This is a genomic window from uncultured Paracoccus sp. (assembly GCF_947487305.1).
Classification (GTDB): domain Bacteria; phylum Pseudomonadota; class Alphaproteobacteria; order Rhodobacterales; family Rhodobacteraceae; genus Paracoccus.
On record NZ_CANKWH010000008.1, the window covers coordinates 185,472 to 205,710 of the forward strand.

Consider the following 20,239-nt stretch of genomic DNA (forward strand, 5'->3'; position numbering starts at 1 on the left):
AGAAAGGCGCGCCAGCAACTGCTGACGCGCCCTTTTTCATGCCTGCGCGTAGCCGTCAGGCCGGCATCGCCAGCCCAAGGATCTGACGCGCCTGCTGCCAGCTGGCCACCGGCCGGTCGTATTTGCCGCAAAGCTCGACCGTGCGCGCGACCAGCGCGGCATTGGACGGGGCAAGGGTATCGCGGTTCAGCCGCACGTTATCCTCGAGCCCGGTGCGGGCATGGCCGCCCGAGGAAATCGCCCAGTCATTGATGGTCAGCTGGTTCGACCCAATCCCCGCCGCGCACCAGGGCGCATCTTCACCGAACAGCCGCTTGACCGTGTGGATGTAGTAGTCGAACACATCGCGATCGACCGGCATGGCGTTCTTCACCCCCATGACGAACTGCACATAAGGTGTGTCCTTGATCCGACCGTCGGCGTGCATCTTGGCCGCCTGCAGGATGTGCGACAGGTCGAAGGCCTCGATCTCGGGCTTCACGCCATGGGCCAGCATCTCGCTGGCCAGCCAGTCCACCAGGTCGGGCGGGTTCTCGTAGACCCGCGTCGGGAAATTGTTCGACCCGACCGACAGCGAGGCCATGTCGGGCGACAAGGGCAGCATTCCGCCCCGCGCCTGACCCGCGCCCGAGCGCCCACCGGTCGAGAGCTGCACGATCATGCCGGGGCAGTGCTTTTCCAACCCCTCCTTCAGTGCAGCGAAGCGAGCGGGGTCGCTGCTGGCTTTGCCCTCGTCGTCGCGAACATGGCAATGGGCGATGGTTGCCCCGGCCTCGAAGGCCTCTTGCGTGCTTTCGATCTGCTCCGAGATGGTGATCGGTACCGCCGGGTTGTTCTCTTTGGTCGGAAGCGAGCCGGTGATGGCCACGCAGATGATGCAGGGTTTGGTCATGGGGGGCCTCAGATATCGAAGAAGACGGTTTCGTCATCGCCCTGAAGGCGGATGTCGAAGCGATAGACGGGGGTGCCGTCGCGATCCTCGCGCGTGGCGATCAGCGTGGCGCGGCGCTTTTCCCATTCGATCAGGTTGATGACCGGATCCTTGGCATTGGCCTCGGTCTCGTCGCCGAAATACATCCGGGTGTTCAGCCCGATATTGATGCCGCGCGCGACGATCCACAGGTTCAGATGCGGCGCCATAAGCCGGCCATTGCGGCCCATGACGGCGCCGGGCTTCACCGTATCGAAGCCCCATTCGCCGGTGTCGAAATCGGTGATGACCCGGCCCCAGCCGCGAAAGCCGTCCTCGACCTCGCCGCCGCCTTCGGGATGGGCGTAATGGCCGTCGGCATTGGCCTGCCAGACCTCGATCAGCACATCCTTGACCGGGCTGCCGATGCCGTCGATCACCAGACCCTCGACCCGGATGCGCTCGCCCCTGGCGTTCGGCCCGGCAATGTCCCAGCCCAGTTCCTCGCGGTAGATGTCAAAGCCCGCAGCCCCCGGCGCAAGGCCGATATGGACATAAGGGCCGGCGGTTTGCGAGGCGCTTTCACGAAGATAATCAAGCTTCTGTGCCATGCTCAGTTCCTCCCTTTCCGCATGTTCCGGGCGGAAAACCGGTTCCCACTTTTCCTGAACATGCTCAGTTCCCCTCCGGCCGGTTCTCGAAATAGGTCGACCGCCGCCCGCGCAACACGATGTCGAACTTGTAGGCGATGCTGTCCAAGGGCACGGTCGCGTTCAGGTCGAGCTTTGCCGTCAGCTGCTCGATCGCGTCCTGATCGGGGATCGTCGCCACGATCGGGCATTTGGCGATCAGCGGGTCGCCCTCGAAATACAGCTGGGTGATCAGCCGCTGGCTGAAGGAATGGCCGAAGACCGAGACATGGATATGCGCTGGCCGCCAGTTGTTCACCCAGTTGCGCCAGGGATAGGCGCCGGGCTTGATGGTGCGGAAGACATAGCGCCCCTCGGCATCGGTGATGGTCCGCCCGCAGCCGCCGAAATTGGGGTCGAGCGCGCCCAGATAGGTATCCTTCTTGTGGCGATAGCGGCCCGATGCATTGGCCTGCCAGATCTCGACCAGCGTATGCGGCACCGGCCGGGCGTTCTCGTCCAGCACCCGGCCATGGACGATGATCCGCTCGCCCACCGGATCGCCGGATTTGGCATAGTTGCGGATCAGGTCGTTATCGACCGGGTCGATGTCATTGTGGCCGAAGGTCGGGCCGGTGATCTCGGATGCCGATTGCTGCAGCGAGATCATCGAATAGCGCGGGCTGCGCGCCACCGAGGTCTTGTAATCCGGGGTCAGCGCAGGCGGGTGCAGGCGCCGGTCGCGTTGGTAATATTCTCTCATTTCTGCTCCTCCTCGGCGGCGTCCATTTCGGCATAGGTCTGCTTGGCCAGCTTCAGCGCGTGATTGGCGCGCGGCACGCCGGCATAGATGGCGACATGCTGGAAGGCCTCGGCCACGTCGCGGCGGCTGGCGCCGGTGCGGGCGGTGGCGCGGATATGCATCGGAATTTCCTCGAAATTCCCGGTCGCGGCCAGCAGCGCCAGCGTCAGCATGGATCGCTCGCGCAAGCTGATCGCCTCGCTGGCCCAGACCGTGCCCCAGGCGCCCTCGGTGATCATGGTCTGAAAGGGCGAGTCCAGATCGGACTTGGCGGCCTCGGCCCGGTTCACATGGGCATCGCCCAGAACGCGGCGGCGGACAGCCATGCCGGCCTCATGACGGGATTGCGAATTGTCTTGCATCAGAAATCCTCCTGTCCATAACTTAACCGCCATGATCCAGCCGAGATAATGCAAAATGGGGCAATTTTCATAACCAAATGATTATGCATCCCGGCGTCAAATTGCGGCATCTGCGCGCCTTCGCCGCCATTGCGGATGAAGGCAGCCTGTCGGCTGTCGCCCGTGCGCAGGGCATCACCCAACCGGCGCTGAGCCGCACGCTGGCCGAGCTGGAGGATCTGATCGGCCTGCCGCTTTTCAGCCGCGAGAACCGCCGGCTGGTGCTGACCCAGCAGGGCGCGGTGTTTCGCCGGCATGTCCATCTGGCACTGCAGGCGCTGGATGCGGGCGCGGCGGCGCTGCGGCCCGGCAATGCGGGCGGGGTGATCCGCGTTGGCATCCTGCCCACGGCGGCGACACGGCTTTTCCCGCTGGTGGCGCTGCGCCTGCGCGAGATCGCACCCGAACTGCTTCTGAAGATCGAGACCGGGCCGCATACCTATCTGGTGCGCCTCTTGCGCGACGGGCAGATCGACCTGATGGTCGGACGGATGCCCGATGCCGGCGAGATGGCCGGGCTGGCCTTCCAGCATCTCTACGAAGAAGAGGTGGTGCTGGTCGCCCGCGCCGGCCATCCGCTGGCGGACCTGCCCCCGCGCGACTTGCTGCGGCAGGTGCCGGTGGTGCTGCCGCCCGAAACTGCGATCATCCGCCGCCCGGTGAACGAATACCTCGCCGCGCTGAACCTGATCGGGTTGCGTCCGGCTTTCGAGACGGCGGCGCTCGCCATTGGCCGGGGGATTCTGGCGGCCTCGGATGCGGTCTGGTTCATCTCGCGCGGCGTGATCGGTGCCGAACTGGATCGCGGCGATCTGGTCGAGATCCGGACCGGGGTGCGGTTCCTGTCTGGGGCGGTCGGTCTGACCTATCGCCAGTCGGGGGCACCGGTGCCGGGGCTCGATCTGCTGATGCAGTTGGCTCAGGACGGCGCGGCCCCGCATGGCTAGCGCCGGGGCACGGCGGCGGGGCGGGTGCCGCGCTTCTGTGCCGCGATGCGGAATGGGGCATTGGGCGCGCCGTAACCCTGATAGCCGTTCTCGCGCTGGATGATCTCGAAGAAGAAGCCGCCGGGCTGGGTGGCGGAATAGAACTGGAAGAACCGGCCCCTCTCGTCCTCGTCATAAAGCACGTTCGCGGCCTGCATCCGGGCGACCAGATCGGCGGAGAGGCCGAACCGCGCCGCCACATCGTCATAGTAATTCGCCCCGATCTGAAGCACCGGAAAGCCGCGCTCGGCCATGGCCTCGGCGCTGGCGAAGATGTCATCACTGGCCAGCGCGACATGCTGGACCGATGAGCCAAAACTGTCTGCGATGAAGCGCCCGGCCAGCGTGCCCCGCGCTTCCGCCCCGTTCAGCGTCACCCGCAAGCCTCCCGATTGCACCGCCTGGCTGCGCACCAGACCGGCCGGGTCGGCGACATCGACCATCGGTGCCTTCTTGGCGTCGAAGATCGAGGTATAGAACAGCGACCAGCTGAGCATCTCGTCATAGGCCATGGTCTGGGCGATATGGTCGATGCCGGTCAGGCCGGCACCGGGCGGGGCGGCTTCGGTGGTGAAATCCACGTCCCAGATGCGCCCGAGGTCCGAGGTCGCGTCAAGGAAACGGATCATGCTGCCGCCGACGCCGCGAATACCCGGGATCGTCAATTCGCCTGCGGGGTTGGCCTGCGGATGCGGGCGCGCCAGCAGCGCGGTGGCGCGGTCGAACGCCGCGCGGGCATCGGGCATCATCAGCGCGATTTCGGAAACCGTGGTGCCATGGGCGACATAGGAACTGCCGGCAAAGCCCTCGCTGTCGGTATTGACCAGCACATTCGCGCCGCCCTGCCGCCAAAGCGTGACCGGTTTCGACACATGTTTGCCGGCGCGCGAAAAGCCCAGGGCGGTCAGCATGGTCTCCAGCGCCGGGGCATCGGCATCCGAGGTGGCGAATTCGATGAACTCGATGCGCTCGGCCTGTTCCGGGGCAGGGAAGGGCGGCAGATCGACCGGCAGGGCCGGCTCCTCGCGCCGCACCTTGTCCATCGTGGCGATCAGGCTGCGATGACCGTCCTGAGCCACCAGACGGGGCAGGCCCGCGCGGAACTGGTCGTTGAAGATCTCGAGGCTCAGGGGCCCGTCATAGCCGGTGGCGGCGACCGCGCGCATGAAGCCCGACACATCCAGATCGCCTTCGCCCGGCATGTTGCGGAAGTGCCGCGACCAGTAGAGCAGATCCATCGGGATGGCGGGCGCATCGGCCAGCTGGACGAAGAAGATGCGGTCGCCCGGAATGCTGCGGATGCTGGTCGGATCGACGCCCCGGCCAAGCGTGTGGAAACTGTCGAGGATCAGCCCGACATTCGGATGATCGGCGCGGCGCACCACCTCCCATGCATCGCGGTGATCGTTGATATGGCGGCCCCAGCACAGGGCCTCGAAGCCCACGCGGACGCCGTGCTTAAGGGCCAACTCGCCCAGTTCGGCGAAATCATCGGCCATGCGGCTGATGCCGCCAAGCGCCGCCGGATGGACAGAGGAGCAGACAAGGATCAGGTCGGTGCCCAGCTGGTTCATCAGCTCGAACTTGCGTTCTGCCCGGGCGAAGGAGCGGGCGCGCAGCGGTTCGGGCAGGCCCTCGAAATCGCGGAAGGGCTGGAACAGGGTGATCTCCAGCCCGGCCTCGCGGACCATCCGGCCGACATCCTGCGGCGCGTGGTCCGAGGCGATGAAATCCTGCTCGAAGATCTCGATCCCGTCAAAGCCGGCAGCGGCGATGGCATCCAGTTTCTCGGTAAAGCTGCCCGAGATCGAGACCGTGGCGATCGAGGTCTTCATACCACTTCTTCCGTCGTCATCAGCTCATGGCGCAGCGCTGCGGTGTCGAGCGGCAGGCCGGCAAACAGCTTCCAGGCGTGGACGCCCTGGAAGAAGAACAGTTCCCAGCCCGAGACGACCTTCAGCCCATGCGCCGCCGCATCGGTCAGGAATTGCGTGTCGGGCGGGGTATAGACTGCGTCAAAGGCCCATTCGGCGCCGGCCAGCGCCTCGCCCGCAATCGGCGTGCCCTCGTAGCCGACCATGCCGACCGGGGTGCAGTTGATGACGCCCTGCACGCCCTTGCCCGCTGCTTCGGCACTGTCATGGACGCTGACGGTCATCGCGGGCGCGGCGCGACGCAGATCCTCGGCCAGCGCCTCGGCCTTGGCCTGATCGCGGTCGACCAGCCGCAGCGCCGAGGCGCCAAGGGCGATCAGCCCGAAGGCCACGGCGCGGCCGACGCCGCCGGTGCCGATCATCAGCACCGCGCCCGGCGGGGTTTCGCCGCGCACCAGCCGATAGGCCGAGACGAAGCCCGAATAGTCGGTGTTGTGGCCTTCGGGGCCGTTTGCCCCGAAGATCACCGTGTTGACGGCCCCGATGGCGCGCACCAGCGGATCGTCGATCCGGACCTTGGCCGCCCCGCGTTCCTTATATGGATAGGTCACGTTGATGCCGCGAAACCCGCCCTTGGCGCAGTCGGCAAAGACCTGGTCGAAATCCTGCCCCAGATCGCGCGGGATCAGCCGGCGATAGCTGACCTCGACCCCGTTCTGCCGCCCCGCCAGCACATGTAGCAGGGGCGAGCGCGAGCGGGCGATGTTGTCACCGATCAGGCCCAGTTGCAGGGTCTTGGTGTCGGTCGTGGTCATCACCGTGCCTCCTCGTTGCGGGCGGGCAGCAGCCGCGCCTTGAGCCGGGTCCAGAGCGGGGTCTGGCTGAAGAAGATGAAGATCACGGCGAGGAACAGGATCAGCGACAGCGGGCTGGTGACGATGCCGTGGAAGAAGCGGCCCAGATCCTCGCGTTCGGAAATGATCGCCCGTCGCCAGTTGTCATCCAGAAGCCGCGACAGGATCACCCCCAGGATCACCGGCCCCAGCGGATAGCCATAGCTCCGCATGAAGTAGCCCAGCACCCCGAAGGCCAGCATCCAGTAGACATCGGTGATCGAGTTGTTGGTGGCATAGGCGCCGACGATGGAGAGCAGCATGATCATCGGGATCAGCACGGCGCGCGGCATTTCCACGACCTTGGTGAACAGCTTGATGCCGGTCAGGCCGAAGATGAGCATGAAGAAGTTCGCGACCACCAGCGAGCCGACGATGAACCAGAACATGTCCGGCTGTTCCACCATCAGCATCGGGCCGGGGTTCAGCCCGTGGATGAACAGTGCGCCGATCATGATGGCGGTGACTGCATCGCCCGGAATGCCAAGGGTCATCATCGGGATGAAGGCCCCGCCGACGGCGGCGTTGTTGGCGGTCTCGGGGGCGACCAGGCCCTCGATGGCGCCCTTGCCGAAGGGCCGCGAGGGCTTGCGGGTGACGCGCTTGGCATGGTCATAGGCCATCAGCGCGGCGATATCGCCGCCGGTGCCCGGCAGCGCGCCGATGATGACCCCGATGGTCGAGGTCTGCAGCGACAGCGGCAGGTATTTCTTGATCGTGCCAAAGCTGGGGACGATGCGGGTGATCTTCTGCTTGATCGCCGGGGTATCCAGGTGGTGCAGCTGCGCCAGCGCCTCGGAGACGCCGAACATGCCGATCATCACCGCGATGAACGAGATCCCCGACTGCATCAGCGGCAGGTCATAGGTGAAGCGGCCGGTGAAGGTCAGCGGGTCCATGCCCACCATGCCGATCAGGATGCCGAAGGCGCCCGAGAAGATGCCCTTGACCAGGCTTTCGCCCGACAGCGAGCCGACCAGCAGGATGCCCAGGATCGCCAGCAGCATGTAGTCGCGCGGCTGGAAGGTCAGGGCGAATTGCGAGACCGAGGGCGCGGCCAGCGCCAGAACGATGATGCCGATGAAGCCGCCGAAGAAGGACATGACCGTGGTGATGCCGATGGCGGTGCCGGCCTCGCCGCGCTGCGCCATGGGATAGCCGTCCATGGCCGTGGCAATGGCCGAGGGCGCGCCGGGGATGTTCAGAAGGATCGCCGTGCGCGAGCCGCCATAGACCCCGCCCATGAAGATGCCGATCATCAGCGCGATGGCCGGATGCACGTCCCATGAGAAGGTGAAGGAGATCAGGATCGAGACCGCCATTGTGACCGACAGGCCCGGAATGGCGCCGATATAGACTCCGGCAAAGGTGCCAAGCGCCACCAGCGACAGAAGCTTCAGGTCGGTGAAGACGGTGAAGAAGGCTGAAAGGGCATCCATCTCAGGCACCTCCGCCGATGAGGTTGCGGAAGAACTGCAGCATCTCGGCCTCGGGGAAGATGCCCGAGGGCATCAGCACCGTGAAGATGATGCGGAAGACGACATAGATGATGACGAGGACGAGGAAGGACACGCCAAGCGTCTTGACCCAGCCCTGCCGCCAGAGAAGCTTGATCGAGATGGTCAGGAACAGCATCGAGGTCGGCAGGAAGCCGAGCGGCTTCAGCAGCAGACCATAGCAGACCAGCAGCACCGCCATGATGACCAGCGCCAGCGGCAGGATGTTCTGCCCGAAGGTCTCGCCGGAGATCAGCGGCAGCTTGATGGTGCGCAGCATGATGAGGCCCCCGGTGATGCACATGATCAGGGTTGTGACCATGGGCAGCGTGCCGGGCGCCGACAGCGCTTCGAAGCCCGAGATGTCATAGGCGCTCCAGAGCAGGAACAGGCTTGCCAGAAGCAGCAGGATGGTGAAACCGGCCTCGCCCGGGCGACGGGTGTCGCGGGCATGTTCATGAAGATCGGTGACTTCGTCCTGCAGCGCCTCTGTGTCGTGATCGGTCGGGGACATGGCACCCTCCTTGTCGCACAGGTTTCAGGATCTTGGCGCGGGCCGTCTGCTGGCGCGCCGGATCGCGCGGGGCCGGCATGGCCCTGCGCGCTGGTCGTTTGGGATCACTCGGCCGGTTTCGCGATGCCGAATTCTTCGGGCGAGGATTTGGTCAGACCGGCATCCTGCATCAGCCAGGCGGTGGTCGACTGCCAGCCATCGAGGAAGGTCTGTGCCTCGGCGCCGCTGAGGTTCAGCGAGGTGAAGCCGCGGTTCTTCATCAGGTCGAGGAATTCCGGCTGTTCGGCGGCTTCCTTGTAGGCGGCGGTCAGCTTGGCCACGGCATCATCGGGGGTGCCGGCCTTGACGAAGATGCCGAAGAACGGACCCCAGGGCAGATACTTGTCATAGCCCGCATTGGCGGCAAGCGCGGTCGGCACATCGGGCAGGGCCTCGACGGGTTCTTCCTCGAACACGACCAGCGGCTTCATCGCGCCGGCCTTGATCCCCTCGATCGCGGCACCCAGAACGGCGGGCATCACGTCGATCGCGCCGCCCTGCAGCGCGGTCAGCGCCGGACCGTCGCCGTCATAGGGGACGAAGATCACGTCCTGCTCGCCCTCGACCGCGTTGATCATGGCGGTGACAACCGAGGGCAACCCGCCCGGGCCGGTCGAACCAAAGCGCAGCTCGCCGGGGTTTTCCTTGATATAGGCCAGCATACCGGCGTAATCGTCGAAGGGCGCATCCTTGCCGGCGACCAGAATCGGCGTGCCGCGCGCGAGCACGTTCACCGGCACGAAGTCGCTGTAATCCTTCTGGCCCAGGCCCATGACCTTGTAGAGCAGCGGGTTTTCCGCGCCCATCAGCAGGGTATAGCCATCGGCATCGCCCGCCGCGACCTGGTTCAGCGCGATGGCGCCGACGCCGCCGGTGATGTTCTGCATGACGACCGTGCCGCCCAGAACCTCTTCGGCATGGGGCGTCACCGCGCGCATCACCGTATCGGTCGAGCCACCGGCGCCCCACTGGATGATGCCGGCGATTTCCTTGCTGGGATAATCCTGCGCCATGGCGCCGGTTGCGGTCAGTGCGAGGGCCGAGACGGCGCCGAGGATGAGATGTTTCATGGTGTTCCTCCCTTGGATCTTGTGAAGACGGGCTGCTCCTCCACCCGTTCTGGCCATCATCGCGGAGAAGGTGGCGTAACGTCAAATACCCAGATCATCGCGATGTTAACTTGATGTTAATCTCCCTTGAGGGCGGCCGTGTCAAATGTGCCCTGCGCGGCGGCGGTCAGCTCTTTCCGAAAGCGCTCGATGGCGTATTCGGCAAAGCCCGACAGCGCCCGGCCTTTCTTGTGCGAAACATAGACTGTCACGCCCGAAGGCTCGGCCAGCGGGCGGCGGACGAGGCCGGGCATATAGACCTCGGCCACGGAAAAGGCATCGATCAGCGCGACGCCCAGCCCGTGCCGGACGAGGCTGACCACGGTCTGCGCAAAGCGCCCGCGCATGGAATGCACCGGTTCGATCCCGGCGTTCCGGAAGGGCTCGCTCAGCTTGGCGCCATAAGGATCGCCCGGATCGACGCCGATCAGTTGCTCGCCAGCCAGATCATGCACCGAAATCACCTGCTGCGTCGCCAGCGGGTGATCCTCGGGCAGGATCACCACCAGCCGCGCCTCGGCCAGCTTCTCGTTCTCGATCCCCGCATTGTCGACCGAAGAACTCATGATGACGAACTCGCCGCGTTCAAGCAGCAGGTAGTCAACGGTCTCCTCGATCTTCAGGATGTTCAGGTCGATGAAGAGATCGGGATAACGGCGGCGGATCGAGCGGATGGCGCGGGCGGCGATGAACTGCGCGACCGAAGGCGCCGAGGCAAAGGCCAGCCGCACATCCTCGCCCTTTTCCAGCGAGTTGATCGCCAGTTGCAGGTTCTCGACGCCCTTGTAGACATTGCTGATCTGCTCGAAGACCGCGCCCGCCTCGACCGAGGGGATGAAGCGCCCGGCCCGACGTTCGAACAGGCGGATGCCAAGCGAGTCCTCGGTATGCTTGACCAGACGGCTGATGCCGGGGGCCGAGACGTTCAGTTGCTCGGCGGCACCGCTGATGGTGCCGCGCATCATCACGGCACGGATGACCTCGACTTGGCGCAGGGTGATTTCACGCATGGAATCCCGCCTCCCGGGCGTTCAGGGTAACATCAGGTTAATCTGCCTGCCAAATGGATATTTGACGTTAGGGGGCCATCGCCCGACCCTGAGCATCGACAAGGGGGGAACATGGCCGAAGAGGTTGATCTGATCGTTCTGGGCTCGGGCGCGGGGGGCCTCGCAGCGGCGGTGACGGCGGCGCATCTGGGGCTGCGGGTCACGCTGCTGGAAAAGGCCCCGGTCATGGGCGGCACCTCGGCCTGGTCGGGCGGCTGGATCTGGGCGCCGGGCAATTCCGTCGCCCGTCGTGCGGGGATTCGCGAGGAGGAGGGTGCGCCCCGCCGCTATCTCCAGGCCGTGCTGGGTGCGCAGTTCGATCCGGCGCGCGTGGATGCCTTCCTCGCCGCCGCGCCCGAGATGGTCGATTTTTTCGAGACCCGGACCGCACTGCAATTCGACGGCGGGCTGCACATTCCCGACACCTATTCCGACCAGCCCGGCGCTGGCACAGGTGGCCGCTCGGTCATCGCCAAACCCTATGACGGGCGCAAGCTGGGCCGCGCAATCCGCTTGCTGCGCGAGCCCTTGCCCGAGACCACGCTGCGCGGACTGACCATCCAGTCGGGGGCGGATCTGAAGGCCTTTCTGTCGGCCACCCGCTCGGTTCGCTCCTTCGCCTATGTCGCCAGCCGTGTCGGGCGGCATATCGTGGATCTGTCGATCCATCGCCGCGCCATTCAGCTGCGCAATGGCAGCGCGCTGATCGCCAGGCTGCTGCGCTCGGCGCTGGATGCGGGCGTTGAGCTGCGGACCAATGTTACCGTCACCGAGTTGATCCGAGAGGGCGGGCGCATCACCGGGGTCGAGACCTCGGGCGGACCGCTGACGGCCACGCGCGGCGTCGTTCTGGCCACCGGCGGCTTCCCCCATGACACCGCCCGTCGCGCCGCGCTGTTGCCGCGCGACGGCGAGAATCTGACGCTGGCCGTGCCCACGGCCACCGGCGATGGCGCGCGGCTGGCCGAGGCCGTGGGCGCCGCCTTCCGCGCGGACGCGGCGCAACCCATGGCCTTATGCCCGGTCAGCCGGGCGGTCTGGCCGAGCGGTCGGATGGGCGGCTTTCCCCATATCATCGATCGCGGCAAGCCGGGGTTGATCGGCGTGCTGGCCGATGGACGGCGCTTTTGCAACGAGGGGCTGGGCTATCACGACTATGTCCGCGACATGCTGGCGGCGATCCCGGCAGGCCAGCCCGCGCGGTCCTGGCTGATCTGCGATCACCGCTTCATCCGTCGCTATGGGCTTGGCATTGTGCGGCCCGCGCCGCTGCCGCTGGGGGGCTGGCTGCGCTCGGGCTATCTGAAGCGCGGCGCGACGCTGGCCGAACTGTCCGCCATGACGGGCATCGATGCCGATGGGCTGGCGCGGACGGTTGCGCGCTTCAATGAGCGCGCGGCGCGGGGCGAGGACCCCGATTTCGGCCGCGGCAGCACCGCCTATATGCGGCTGCAGGGCGATGCGGAGCAGAAGCCGAACCCCTGCCTCGCCCCGATCGAGCGCGCGCCCTTCTACGCCGTCGAAGTTGTGCCGGGCAGTTTCGGCAGCTTTGCCGGCCTTGCCACCGATGCCGAGGCGCGAGTGCTGGACGGCGTGGGCGCGCCGATCCCCGGCCTCTATGCCGCCGGCACGGACAGCCTCAGCGTCTTTGGCGGGCACTATCCGGCGGGCGGGATCAATCTCGGCCCGGCCTTAACCTTCGGTTTCATCGCCGCGCGCCATGCGGCAGAAGGGGCGATCCCATGACCCACCGGCTTTCCGTCGCGCATCTTTCCGCGATCACCCTGCCGCCGCCCGAGTTCATCGAGACTGCCGCCGCTGCCGGTTTCGACGGCGTCGGACTGCGTTTGCAACGCGTGACCGAGGACAGTCCGAGCTATCCGCTGATGCATGATCCCGCGCTGATGCGGGCGACCCTTACGGCGCTGCGCCAGACCGGGCTTGCGGTTCGCGACATCGAGTTCGTGAAGATCACGCCCGAGATCGATATTGCGGCGCTGGCCCCGCTGCTGGATGTGGGGGCCGAGCTTGGTGCAAGTCAGCTGATCACCGCGCCCTATGACGATGACCTTTCGCGGCTGGCGGATCGGTTGGCCGCGCTGTCCGACCTCGCGCGCTCGCGCGGGATCGGCGTGGTGCTGGAGTTCTTTCCCTGGACCGTGGTGCCCGATCCAGCCGCCTGCTGGCGCGTGGTGCAGGCGGCGGGCGAGGGCGTCGGGATGCTGGTAGACAGCCTGCATTTCGACCGCTCGGGATCGGACCTCGCGCTTCTGCGGCAGATCCCGGCGGGCCGGCTGCCCTTCGCCCATCTCTGCGATGCGCCGCGTCTGCCGGCCTATGACACCGAGACGCTGCTCATGACCGCCCGCGCCGAGCGGTTGCCGCCGGGAGAGGGGCAAATCGATTTGCAGGCTTTCGTCAGCGCCCTGCCGAAGAACATCGACCTGTCTCTCGAGGTGCCGATGACGCGGAGGCTCATGGCCGAGGGCGGCGCGGCGGTGCTGCGGCACATCCATGCCGCAGCACGTGCCTTCCTCGACGCGCGTTAGCGGGCGTCCTGCATGGCGGCGTCGAACAGCGCGCGGGTATTCTCGCGCGTCATCTCGATCGGGTTGCCGCCACAGGATGGGTCTTCCAAGGCCATTTCGGTCAGCTCGTCCAGCCGGCTTGCCTCCACACCCATCACCGCAAGATTGCCGGGAATGCACAGCTCGGCCCGCAATTCCATCACCCGCGCGCGGAACCCGTCGAAGCCGCCGGAAATCCCCAGATAGTCGGCGGCGCGGCCGATGCGGTCCTCGATGGCGGGGCGGTTGAAATCCAGCACCATCGGCATGACCACGGCATTGGTGGTGCCGTGATGGGTGCCATAGACCGCGCCGACCGGATGGCTGAGCGAATGGATCGCGCCGAGGCCCTTTTGAAACGCGACCGCGCCCATGGCGGCGGCGCTCATCATCTGCGACCGAGCCTCGATGTCATCGGGCACAGCATAGGCGCGGGGCAGGTTTTCAAGCACCAGCCGCATCCCTTCCAATGCGATGCCCTGCGACATCGGGTGATAGAAGGGGCTGGAATAGGCTTCCAGACAATGCGCAAAAGCATCCATCCCGGTGCCGGCGGTGATGGCGCGGGGCATGCCGACGGTCAGTTCCGGATCGCAGATAGTCACCGTGGGCAAGAGCTTCGGGTGGAAGATGATCTTCTTTTTATGCGTGGCGCTGTTGGTCAGCACCCCGGCCCGGCCAACCTCCGAGCCGGTGCCGGCGGTGGTCGGGACGGCGATGATCGGCGCGATGGTGGCGGCATTTGCGCGCGTATACCAGTCGCCGATATCTTCCAGATCCCAGACCGAAACCGGCTGATCGACCATCAGCGCGATCATCTTGCCCAGATCCAGCGCCGAGCCGCCGCCAAAGCAGATCACCCCGTCATGCCCGCCGGCGCGATAGACGGCCAGCCCGGCTTCCATGTTGCCCTCGTTCGGGTTCGGATCAACCTCGCTGAAGACCGCGCGGCCAAGCCCGGCGGCTTCGAGGCTGTCCAGCGCGGCAGCGGTGATCGGCAGTCCGGCCAGCGCGCGGTCCGTCACCAGCAGCGGGCGGGTGATGCCGGCGCCCTTGCAGAGATCGGGCAGTTCCGAGATGCGGCCGGCGCCGAACTTGATGGCGGTGGGGTAGGACCAGTTGGCGCGCGGACTCATTGTGTGACCTTTTTCAGATGGAAGGATTTGGGCCGGGTGACGGCGTGAAAACCAAGTGCCGACAGGCTGGCGCCGCGCCCGGTATCCTTGACCCCGGTCCAGCACAAAGCCGGGTCCAGATAGTCGCAGCGGTTCATGAAGACGGTGCCTGTCTCGAGCCGGTTGCCGATCAGGGCGGCGCGGTCCGGGTCGGCGGTCCAGATCGAGGCGGTCAGCCCGTAATCGCTGTCATTCATCAGCGCGATGGCCTCGTCATCGCCCGAGACCTTCATGATGCCGACGACCGGGCCAAAGCTTTCCTCGCGCATCACCCGCATGTCATGGGTCACATCGACCAGAACCTGCGGCGCCAGATAGGCCCCACCATCATCGCCCGGCACATCGCCCGGTGCGATCAGCGGGCGCGCGCCCTGCGCCACCGCCTCGGCCACCTGATCGCGGACCACGCGGGCAAAGCGCTGATGCGCCATCGGCCCCATCGTGGTCTCGGGATCGGTCGGGTCGCCCAGTTTCAGGGCGCGGGTCCAGTCGGCGGCCTTGGCGACGAAATTGTCATAAAGGCTTTCATGGACATAGATCCGCTCGATCCCGCAGCAGCATTGCCCGGAATTGAACATCGCCCCGTCCATCAGCCCGTTCACCGCCGCATCGAGATCGGCATCGGCGGCGACATAGCCCGGATCCTTACCGCCCAGTTCCAGCCCGGTGCCGGTGAAACCACCCGCCGCCGCGCGCTCGATTGCCTGCCCACCTGCGACCGAGCCGGTGAAGTTCACGAAACCGAACAGGCGTTCGGAAATCAGCGCCTCGGTGGTGGCATGGTCAAGGACGAGATTCTGGAACACATCGGCCGGCACGCCGCCGGCCTGCATTGCGTCGGCCAGCCGTTCGCCCGCCAGCAGGGTCTGGCTGGCATGTTTCAGCACCACGGCATTGCCGGCGATCAGCGCCGGCACGATGCCGTTGATCGCGGTCAGGAAGGGATAGTTCCAGGGCGCGATGATGAAGACCACGCCCACAGGGGCGCGGTGCAATTCGCGGCGGAAGCGATCGCTGTCCTCGACCACCTCGGGCGCCAGCACTTCGGGCGCGATCCGGGCCATGTAATCGGCGCGCTCGCGCACGCCGCCCATCTCGCCGCCATAGCGCACCGGGCGGCCCATCATCCGTGCCAGCTCCGGCACGATCCGGTCGTTCATGGCGATCAGCGCCTCGACCCCGGCCATCACCTTGGCGATGCGGTCAGCAAGCGGCAGGGCAGCCCATGCCGGTTGCGCGGCCTTGGCGCGGGCGACGGCGGCGCGGGCGGCCTCGGGCGTCAGAACCGCGCGCTCGGCACAGACCGTGCCATCGACGGGAGAGATCAGCTTGATCGTGTCAGCCATGTGTCAGCGTCCATTTCTGCGCTTTACGCGCGTTCGAATCCGCGGGCGACTTCCCAGTCACTGACCACGCGGTTCTGTTCCTCTATCTCCCACAACGCGGCGCGGTGGTAGTGGCGGACCACATCCTCGCCGAAGGCGTCGCGCAGCATCGGTGACTCCAGCGCCGCCTCTGCCGCGTCGCCTAGCGTGCGGGGGATCTGCGGGGCATTGGCGGATTGGTAGATGTCGCCGGTCAGCGGCGGGCCCAACTCCATCTGCTTTTCCACGCCGTCCAGCCCGGCTGCCAGCAGGGCGGCACAGGCCAGGTAGGGGTTCAGGTCGGCGCCCCCGATGCGGCATTCGATGCGGACGGCATTCGTGCCCTCGCCGCAGAGGCGGAAACCGGCGGTGCGGTTGTCCACGCTCCAGACCGTGCGGGTGGGGGCGAAGGTGCCGGTGACGAAGCGCTTGTAGCTGTTGATGTTCGGCGCGAGGAACACGGTGATCGCGCCGGCATGGGCCAGTTGCCCGGCGACATAGGATTTCATCAGCGCCGACATGCCGAGCGGGTCTTTCTTGTCGGCGAAGGCGTTCTTGCCGCCCTTGAAAAGCGACTGGTGGACATGGGACGAGCTGCCGACCTTGTCGTGGTTGTATTTCGCCATGAAGGTGGCGGCGTGGCCGGCTTGGCGGGCGATCTCCTTGGTCGCCATCTTGATGAGCACATGCATGTCCGCCGTGTCCAGCGCATCGGAATAGCGGGCGTTGATCTCGTGCTGGCCGCGCTCGGCCTCGCCTTTCGAGCATTCGACCGGCACGCCGGCGCCGTAAAGCCCGTTGCGCAGGGCGCGCAGGACGGTCTCGGCCTCGGATGTCTCGGTGATGGCATAATCCACATTGTAGCGTGGCGAGGGCGTCAGCGGGCGATAGCCCGTGTCGAACAGCTGCTTGTAACTTTCTTCGAAGAGAAAAAACTCAAGCTCGGTCGCCATCTGTGGTTCGAACCCCATCTCGCGGGCGCGACCGACCTGGCGGGCGAGGATGCTGCGCGGCGCGTGGGGGACGGGCTGATGAGTGTGATGGTCCAGGAGATCGACCATGCAAAGCGCGGTGCCGGGGGCCCAGGGCAGGCGGCGCAGGGTGGCGAGATCGGGGCGCATGGTGTAATCGCCATAGCCCTTGTCCCAGCTGGCCGAGACATAGCCGGGAACGGTGGACATCTCGTAATCGGTGGCCAGCAGGTAGTTGCAGCTGTGGGTTTCCTCGTGGCTGTCGAGGAAATGCTGGGCGTGGAAGCGCTTGCCCATCAGCCGGCCCTGCATGTCGACCAGCGCCACGGCCACGGTGTCGATCTCGCCGCTTTTCACGGCGGACTTGAGACTGCTGAGCGTCAGGTTGGCGGGCATCACGTCCTCCGGTCGGATGAACCGGGCGCAGCAGGCCGCGCCCGGCAGATGAGGGTCGGGCAGTCAGGTTCAGCGATAGGGATAGCCGGCCTTTTCCATGTTGGCGGCATAGGTCTTGAAGGCCTGCACCACCTTTCCGGCGCGCTCGCTGCTGGCGGCGACCTCGTCCCAGAAGCCTTCGGCATCCTTGTTCACCTGTGCCCATTCCTCGTCGGGCAGGCTGGTGAGTTCCATCTTCTCGCCCTCGACGCGCAGCTTGGCCTCGCCACCCCAGTACCAGACATTGCGATAGTAATGGGACTGGTCGATGGTGATGCGGAACAGTTCCTGCAGATGCGGCGGCACCTTTTCCCAGCTGGCGGTATTGGCGAAATAGCTGCCGAACCATGCGCCTGTGACCGAGTTCGTCAGCGCATATTTGCAGACATCGGCCCAACCCACCTCGTAGGCCTCGGTAAAGCCGCACCAGGCGACGCCGTCCAACTCGCCGGTCTGCATGGCGACCTCGACGTTGTCCCAGGGGATCGTCACCGGGATCAGGCCATAGCGCGACAGGAACTTGCCGGCTGTCGGAACACCGAAGACTCGCAACCCCTTCATGTCGGCAAGGCTGCGGATCGGCTTGTCCACGGTGAAGATATGCAGCGGGTCCCAGGCCCCGGTCGACAGCCAGGTGACATTGTCGACCTCGTTATAGGCCTCGGCCCAGATCTCGTTCAGGCCGTAATATTGAAACAGCGCCGCCACATCGAGGCTGTAGCGGGTGGCAAAGGGGAAATAGCCGCCGAAGACCGAGATGTCGACCGGCGAGGCCATGGTCGCCTCGTCCGATTGCACCGCGTCCAGCGTGCCGTTCTGCAGCGCCCGGAACAGGTCGGCCGTCGGCACCAACTGGTCGGCATAGTAGAGCTCGATCTCCATCTCGCCATTGGCGGCGGCGTTGAAGGCTTCGATCTGCGGCTTGATGACATGGGCGCCAAGCGGGGCGCCGGAATAGGTCTGCAGCCGCCATTTGATCGGCGCGCCCTGTGCCAGCACGGCGGGGGCGGCCAGCGTCGAGGCGGCGGCGCCGAGGCTGGCGCGTTTCAGGAAGGTCCGACGGCTGGACAGGATCCGCTCGGACGGGGTCATCGGGGTCTCGGTCATGTTATCCTCCGTTGTTGGGTTTATGGGGCCCTCTTCGCGGGGTCTTGGATCTTGGGGGACTATCCCCGGACGTTCATCTGCTCGGGCAGCCACAGCGCGATGCCGGGCCAGATCATCACCAGGATGATGGTCAGCATCATCATCAGCGCGAAGGGCCAGATCGAGCGATAGATATCGACCAGCGTGATTTCCTTGGGCGCGAGCGAGCGCATCAGGAACAGGTTATAGCCGAAGGGTGGTGTGATATAGGCAATCTGGCAGGTGATGGTGTAGAGCACGCCGAACCAGATCAGCTGGTTGTCGATCCCCAGGTCCAGCGACCCGACCAGCGGCACGTAAAGCGGCGCGACGATGACCAGCATGGCGGTGTCATCCAGAAAGATGCCCATCAGGATGAAGCTCAGCTGCATCATGATGATGATCTGCCAGGGACCCAGATCCCAGGTGTTCAGGAACAGGTTCTCGATCGCCCTGACCGCGCCCAACCCGTCAAAGACCGCGCCAAAGGCCAGCGCCGCGAGGATCAGCCACAGGAACATGCAACTGACCGACAGCGTCTTGATCGAGGTCGACTTGATCAGCGCCCATGTCACCCGGCCCTTGACCAGCGCGGCCAGCGTCGCCGCCGTCGCACCGACAGCCGAGCTTTCCACCAGCGAGGTATAGCCCATGACGAACAGCCCGGTCATGGTGAAGAAGATCAGGAAGGGGATGATGCCCGCCCGCGCCAGCGCCAGCTTTTCCGACATGGGCATGTTCAACTCGGCCTCGTCCACCGTCGGCGCCAGCTTCGGGTTCAGCTTGGCCCGGATCAGGATGTAGACCACGAACATGGTCGCCATCAGCAGGCCCGGGATCAACCCGGCGAACCACAGTTTCGACACCGGCTGGCGGGCGATCATGCCGTAGAGCACCATGACCACTGAGGGCGGGATCAGGATGCCAAGCGACGATCCGCCCTGCACCACGCCCGAGATCAGCACCTTGTCGTAACCGCGTCGCAGCATCTCGGGCAGGGCGATGGTCGCGCCGATGGCCATGCCTGCGACCGACAGCCCGTTCATCGCCGAGATGATCACCATCAACAGGATCGTGCCCACGGCCAGCCCGCCGGGCAGGCGCCCGAACCAGACATGCAGCATCTTGTAGAGGTCTTCCGCGATGCCCGATTCCGACAGGATGTAGCCCATGTAGATGAACATCGGCAGGGTCAGCATCGCGTACCAGTTGAACAGCTTGAACACCTGGTTGAAGGGCAGCTCGATCGCACCCTGGCCGTAGAGCAGCAGCGCCGCCCCTGCCGCGACGAAGCCGATGGCGGCAAAGACCCTCTGGCCGCTGACGAGCAGCAGCACCATCGAGGCGAACATCAGCAGGGCAATCGCCTCGTAGCTCATGCGATGGGCTCTCCGCGCAGGGTGGCGATATGCTTGAAGACCAGCGAGAAGGCCTGCAGCAGCATCAGGACAAGGCAGGCCACCATCAGCGCCTTGATCGGAATGACCGAGGGGTTCCACATCGAGAACCGCCGCTCGTCCGTGGCGATGGCATATTGCAGGCTGGATATGGAGCCGGCCAGCATGACCCCGAGATAGAAGATCAGGCACCAGACGGTGATCAAGTCCAGCCGCGCCTTGCCGCGTTCCGAGAGATGCGAATAGATCAGGTCCATCCGCACATGTTCGTCATTCTTGAGCGTGAAGGGGCCGCCGAGGAAGTAATAGGCTGCCAACGTGAACTGGGTCAGCTCGATCGCCCAATGGACCGGGATGTTCAGCACGTTGCGAGTGACCGCGTCCAGCAGCAGGGTCGCGACCATGACGAAGATCAGCGAGGCGGCAAGCCAGCCCGACCAGTCACTGAGCCGGTCGACGATACGCACATAGTGGCGGATGATTCCCGGCATGATCGCTGTCCT

Annotated in this window: 19 protein-coding genes; 3 read left to right on the forward strand and 16 right to left on the reverse strand. The window is 65.5% G+C overall.

Annotated elements, in window-relative coordinates; all coding sequences use genetic code 11:
* Nucleotides 1–55: 55 nt before the first annotated feature.
* The 4 genes from Q1A36_RS12035 to pcaC form a co-directional block, all read right to left on the reverse strand.
* Nucleotides 56–892, reverse strand: coding sequence for a 3-keto-5-aminohexanoate cleavage protein (locus Q1A36_RS12035; RefSeq protein ID WP_299844100.1), 837 nt, complete (start codon nt 890–892; stop codon nt 56–58).
* 8 nt (nt 893–900) lie between these two features.
* Nucleotides 901–1,521: a protocatechuate 3,4-dioxygenase subunit alpha gene (gene pcaG, locus Q1A36_RS12040; RefSeq protein WP_299844103.1), complete on the reverse strand. Its 621-nt coding sequence runs from the start codon at nt 1,519–1,521 to the stop codon at nt 901–903.
* Nucleotides 1,522–1,585: 64 nt separating this feature from the next.
* Nucleotides 1,586–2,302 (reverse strand): protocatechuate 3,4-dioxygenase subunit beta, encoded by a 717-nt coding sequence (pcaH, locus tag Q1A36_RS12045; protein ID WP_299844105.1) that lies wholly within the window; start codon nt 2,300–2,302, stop codon nt 1,586–1,588.
* Complete coding sequence (gene pcaC, locus Q1A36_RS12050) at nt 2,299–2,703, reverse strand: 4-carboxymuconolactone decarboxylase (protein ID WP_299844108.1); 405 nt, start codon at nt 2,701–2,703, stop codon at nt 2,299–2,301. The genes pcaH and pcaC overlap by 4 nt, the downstream gene beginning before the upstream one ends.
* 83 nt (nt 2,704–2,786) lie before the next feature.
* Here pcaC and Q1A36_RS12055 point away from each other — a divergent pair, with 83 nt between their 5' ends.
* Nucleotides 2,787–3,689, forward strand: a complete 903-nt coding sequence (locus tag Q1A36_RS12055; protein ID WP_299844111.1) for a LysR substrate-binding domain-containing protein — start codon at nt 2,787–2,789, stop codon at nt 3,687–3,689.
* Here Q1A36_RS12055 and Q1A36_RS12060 read toward each other — a convergent pair.
* From Q1A36_RS12060 to Q1A36_RS12085, 6 genes are all read right to left on the reverse strand, one after another.
* On the reverse strand, nt 3,686–5,563 hold the full coding sequence (locus Q1A36_RS12060; protein WP_299844114.1) for a sugar phosphate isomerase/epimerase and 4-hydroxyphenylpyruvate domain-containing protein: 1,878 nt from the start codon (nt 5,561–5,563) through the stop codon (nt 3,686–3,688). The two genes, Q1A36_RS12055 and Q1A36_RS12060, sit on opposite strands and share 4 nt — an antisense overlap.
* The gene (locus tag Q1A36_RS12065; RefSeq protein WP_299844116.1) at nt 5,560–6,417 is read right to left on the reverse strand and encodes a shikimate dehydrogenase; all 858 of its coding nucleotides are present in this window, start codon (nt 6,415–6,417) and stop codon (nt 5,560–5,562) included. The genes Q1A36_RS12060 and Q1A36_RS12065 overlap by 4 nt, the downstream gene beginning before the upstream one ends.
* On the reverse strand, nt 6,417–7,934 hold the full coding sequence (locus Q1A36_RS12070) for a tripartite tricarboxylate transporter permease (RefSeq protein ID WP_299844119.1): 1,518 nt from the start codon (nt 7,932–7,934) through the stop codon (nt 6,417–6,419). The genes Q1A36_RS12065 and Q1A36_RS12070 overlap by 1 nt, the downstream gene beginning before the upstream one ends.
* Nucleotide 7,935: 1 nt before the next feature.
* A complete protein-coding gene (locus Q1A36_RS12075; RefSeq protein WP_299844122.1) occupies nt 7,936–8,505 on the reverse strand; it encodes a tripartite tricarboxylate transporter TctB family protein in 570 nt (189 codons plus the stop codon).
* Between the two features lie 104 nt (nt 8,506–8,609).
* A complete protein-coding gene (locus Q1A36_RS12080) occupies nt 8,610–9,614 on the reverse strand; it encodes a tripartite tricarboxylate transporter substrate binding protein (protein ID WP_299844125.1) in 1,005 nt (334 codons plus the stop codon).
* Between the two features lie 116 nt (nt 9,615–9,730).
* Nucleotides 9,731–10,663: a LysR family transcriptional regulator gene (locus Q1A36_RS12085; RefSeq protein ID WP_299844128.1), complete on the reverse strand. Its 933-nt coding sequence runs from the start codon at nt 10,661–10,663 to the stop codon at nt 9,731–9,733.
* A gap of 111 nt (nt 10,664–10,774) precedes the next feature.
* Between Q1A36_RS12085 and Q1A36_RS12090 the strand changes: the two genes are divergently transcribed.
* Nucleotides 10,775–12,448, forward strand: a complete 1,674-nt coding sequence (locus Q1A36_RS12090) for an FAD-dependent oxidoreductase (protein WP_299844131.1) — start codon at nt 10,775–10,777, stop codon at nt 12,446–12,448.
* Nucleotides 12,445–13,251, forward strand: coding sequence for a sugar phosphate isomerase/epimerase (locus Q1A36_RS12095; protein ID WP_299844134.1), 807 nt, complete (start codon nt 12,445–12,447; stop codon nt 13,249–13,251). Before Q1A36_RS12090 ends, Q1A36_RS12095 begins: the two co-directional genes overlap by 4 nt.
* Here Q1A36_RS12095 and Q1A36_RS12100 read toward each other — a convergent pair.
* The 6 genes from Q1A36_RS12100 to Q1A36_RS12125 all read right to left on the reverse strand — a co-directional run bounded on the left by Q1A36_RS12100 (nt 13,248) and on the right by Q1A36_RS12125 (nt 20,227).
* Nucleotides 13,248–14,405: an iron-containing alcohol dehydrogenase gene (locus Q1A36_RS12100; protein WP_299844137.1), complete on the reverse strand. Its 1,158-nt coding sequence runs from the start codon at nt 14,403–14,405 to the stop codon at nt 13,248–13,250. The genes Q1A36_RS12095 and Q1A36_RS12100 overlap by 4 nt on opposite strands.
* Nucleotides 14,402–15,790 (reverse strand): aldehyde dehydrogenase family protein, encoded by a 1,389-nt coding sequence (locus Q1A36_RS12105; protein ID WP_299844140.1) that lies wholly within the window; start codon nt 15,788–15,790, stop codon nt 14,402–14,404. Before Q1A36_RS12105 ends, Q1A36_RS12100 begins: the two co-directional genes overlap by 4 nt.
* Nucleotides 15,791–15,813: 23 nt before the next feature.
* Nucleotides 15,814–17,175 carry a glutamine synthetase family protein gene (locus Q1A36_RS12110; RefSeq protein ID WP_299844143.1) on the reverse strand — a complete coding sequence of 454 codons (1,362 nt, stop codon included), beginning with the start codon at nt 17,173–17,175 and terminating at the stop codon, nt 15,814–15,816.
* A gap of 69 nt (nt 17,176–17,244) precedes the next feature.
* Nucleotides 17,245–18,285, reverse strand: a complete 1,041-nt coding sequence (locus tag Q1A36_RS12115; RefSeq protein WP_299844203.1) for a C4-dicarboxylate ABC transporter — start codon at nt 18,283–18,285, stop codon at nt 17,245–17,247.
* A gap of 95 nt (nt 18,286–18,380) precedes the next feature.
* Complete coding sequence (locus tag Q1A36_RS12120; protein WP_299844146.1) at nt 18,381–19,718, reverse strand: TRAP transporter large permease subunit; 1,338 nt, start codon at nt 19,716–19,718, stop codon at nt 18,381–18,383.
* A complete protein-coding gene (locus Q1A36_RS12125; protein WP_299844149.1) occupies nt 19,715–20,227 on the reverse strand; it encodes a TRAP transporter small permease subunit in 513 nt (170 codons plus the stop codon). Before Q1A36_RS12125 ends, Q1A36_RS12120 begins: the two co-directional genes overlap by 4 nt.
* Nucleotides 20,228–20,239: the final 12 nt, after the last annotated feature.

Excerpts from the sequence above, each read along its gene's own strand:
- Q1A36_RS12085 (WP_299844128.1), bottom strand. The coding sequence starts at position 10,663 with ATGCGTGAAATCACCCTGCGCCAAGTCGAGGTCATCCGTGCCGTGATG.
- Q1A36_RS12095 (WP_299844134.1), top strand. The coding sequence starts at position 12,445 with ATGACCCACCGGCTTTCCGTCGCGCATCTTTCCGCGATCACCCTGCCG.
- Q1A36_RS12035 (WP_299844100.1), bottom strand. The coding sequence starts at position 892 with ATGACCAAACCCTGCATCATCTGCGTGGCCATCACCGGCTCGCTTCCG.
- Q1A36_RS12120 (WP_299844146.1), bottom strand. The coding sequence starts at position 19,718 with ATGAGCTACGAGGCGATTGCCCTGCTGATGTTCGCCTCGATGGTGCTG.
- Q1A36_RS12075 (WP_299844122.1), bottom strand. The coding sequence starts at position 8,505 with ATGTCCCCGACCGATCACGACACAGAGGCGCTGCAGGACGAAGTCACC.
- Q1A36_RS12105 (WP_299844140.1), bottom strand. The coding sequence starts at position 15,790 with ATGGCTGACACGATCAAGCTGATCTCTCCCGTCGATGGCACGGTCTGT.
- pcaH (WP_299844105.1), bottom strand. The coding sequence starts at position 2,302 with ATGAGAGAATATTACCAACGCGACCGGCGCCTGCACCCGCCTGCGCTG.
- Q1A36_RS12080 (WP_299844125.1), bottom strand. The coding sequence starts at position 9,614 with ATGAAACATCTCATCCTCGGCGCCGTCTCGGCCCTCGCACTGACCGCA.
- pcaG (WP_299844103.1), bottom strand. The coding sequence starts at position 1,521 with ATGGCACAGAAGCTTGATTATCTTCGTGAAAGCGCCTCGCAAACCGCC.
- Q1A36_RS12100 (WP_299844137.1), bottom strand. The coding sequence starts at position 14,405 with ATGAGTCCGCGCGCCAACTGGTCCTACCCCACCGCCATCAAGTTCGGC.
- Q1A36_RS12125 (WP_299844149.1), bottom strand. The coding sequence starts at position 20,227 with ATGCCGGGAATCATCCGCCACTATGTGCGTATCGTCGACCGGCTCAGT.
- Q1A36_RS12110 (WP_299844143.1), bottom strand. The coding sequence starts at position 17,175 with ATGCCCGCCAACCTGACGCTCAGCAGTCTCAAGTCCGCCGTGAAAAGC.
- Q1A36_RS12090 (WP_299844131.1), top strand. The coding sequence starts at position 10,775 with ATGGCCGAAGAGGTTGATCTGATCGTTCTGGGCTCGGGCGCGGGGGGC.
- Q1A36_RS12065 (WP_299844116.1), bottom strand. The coding sequence starts at position 6,417 with ATGACCACGACCGACACCAAGACCCTGCAACTGGGCCTGATCGGTGAC.
- pcaC (WP_299844108.1), bottom strand. The coding sequence starts at position 2,703 with ATGCAAGACAATTCGCAATCCCGTCATGAGGCCGGCATGGCTGTCCGC.
- Q1A36_RS12070 (WP_299844119.1), bottom strand. The coding sequence starts at position 7,934 with ATGGATGCCCTTTCAGCCTTCTTCACCGTCTTCACCGACCTGAAGCTT.
- Q1A36_RS12060 (WP_299844114.1), bottom strand. The coding sequence starts at position 5,563 with ATGAAGACCTCGATCGCCACGGTCTCGATCTCGGGCAGCTTTACCGAG.
- Q1A36_RS12055 (WP_299844111.1), top strand. The coding sequence starts at position 2,787 with ATGCATCCCGGCGTCAAATTGCGGCATCTGCGCGCCTTCGCCGCCATT.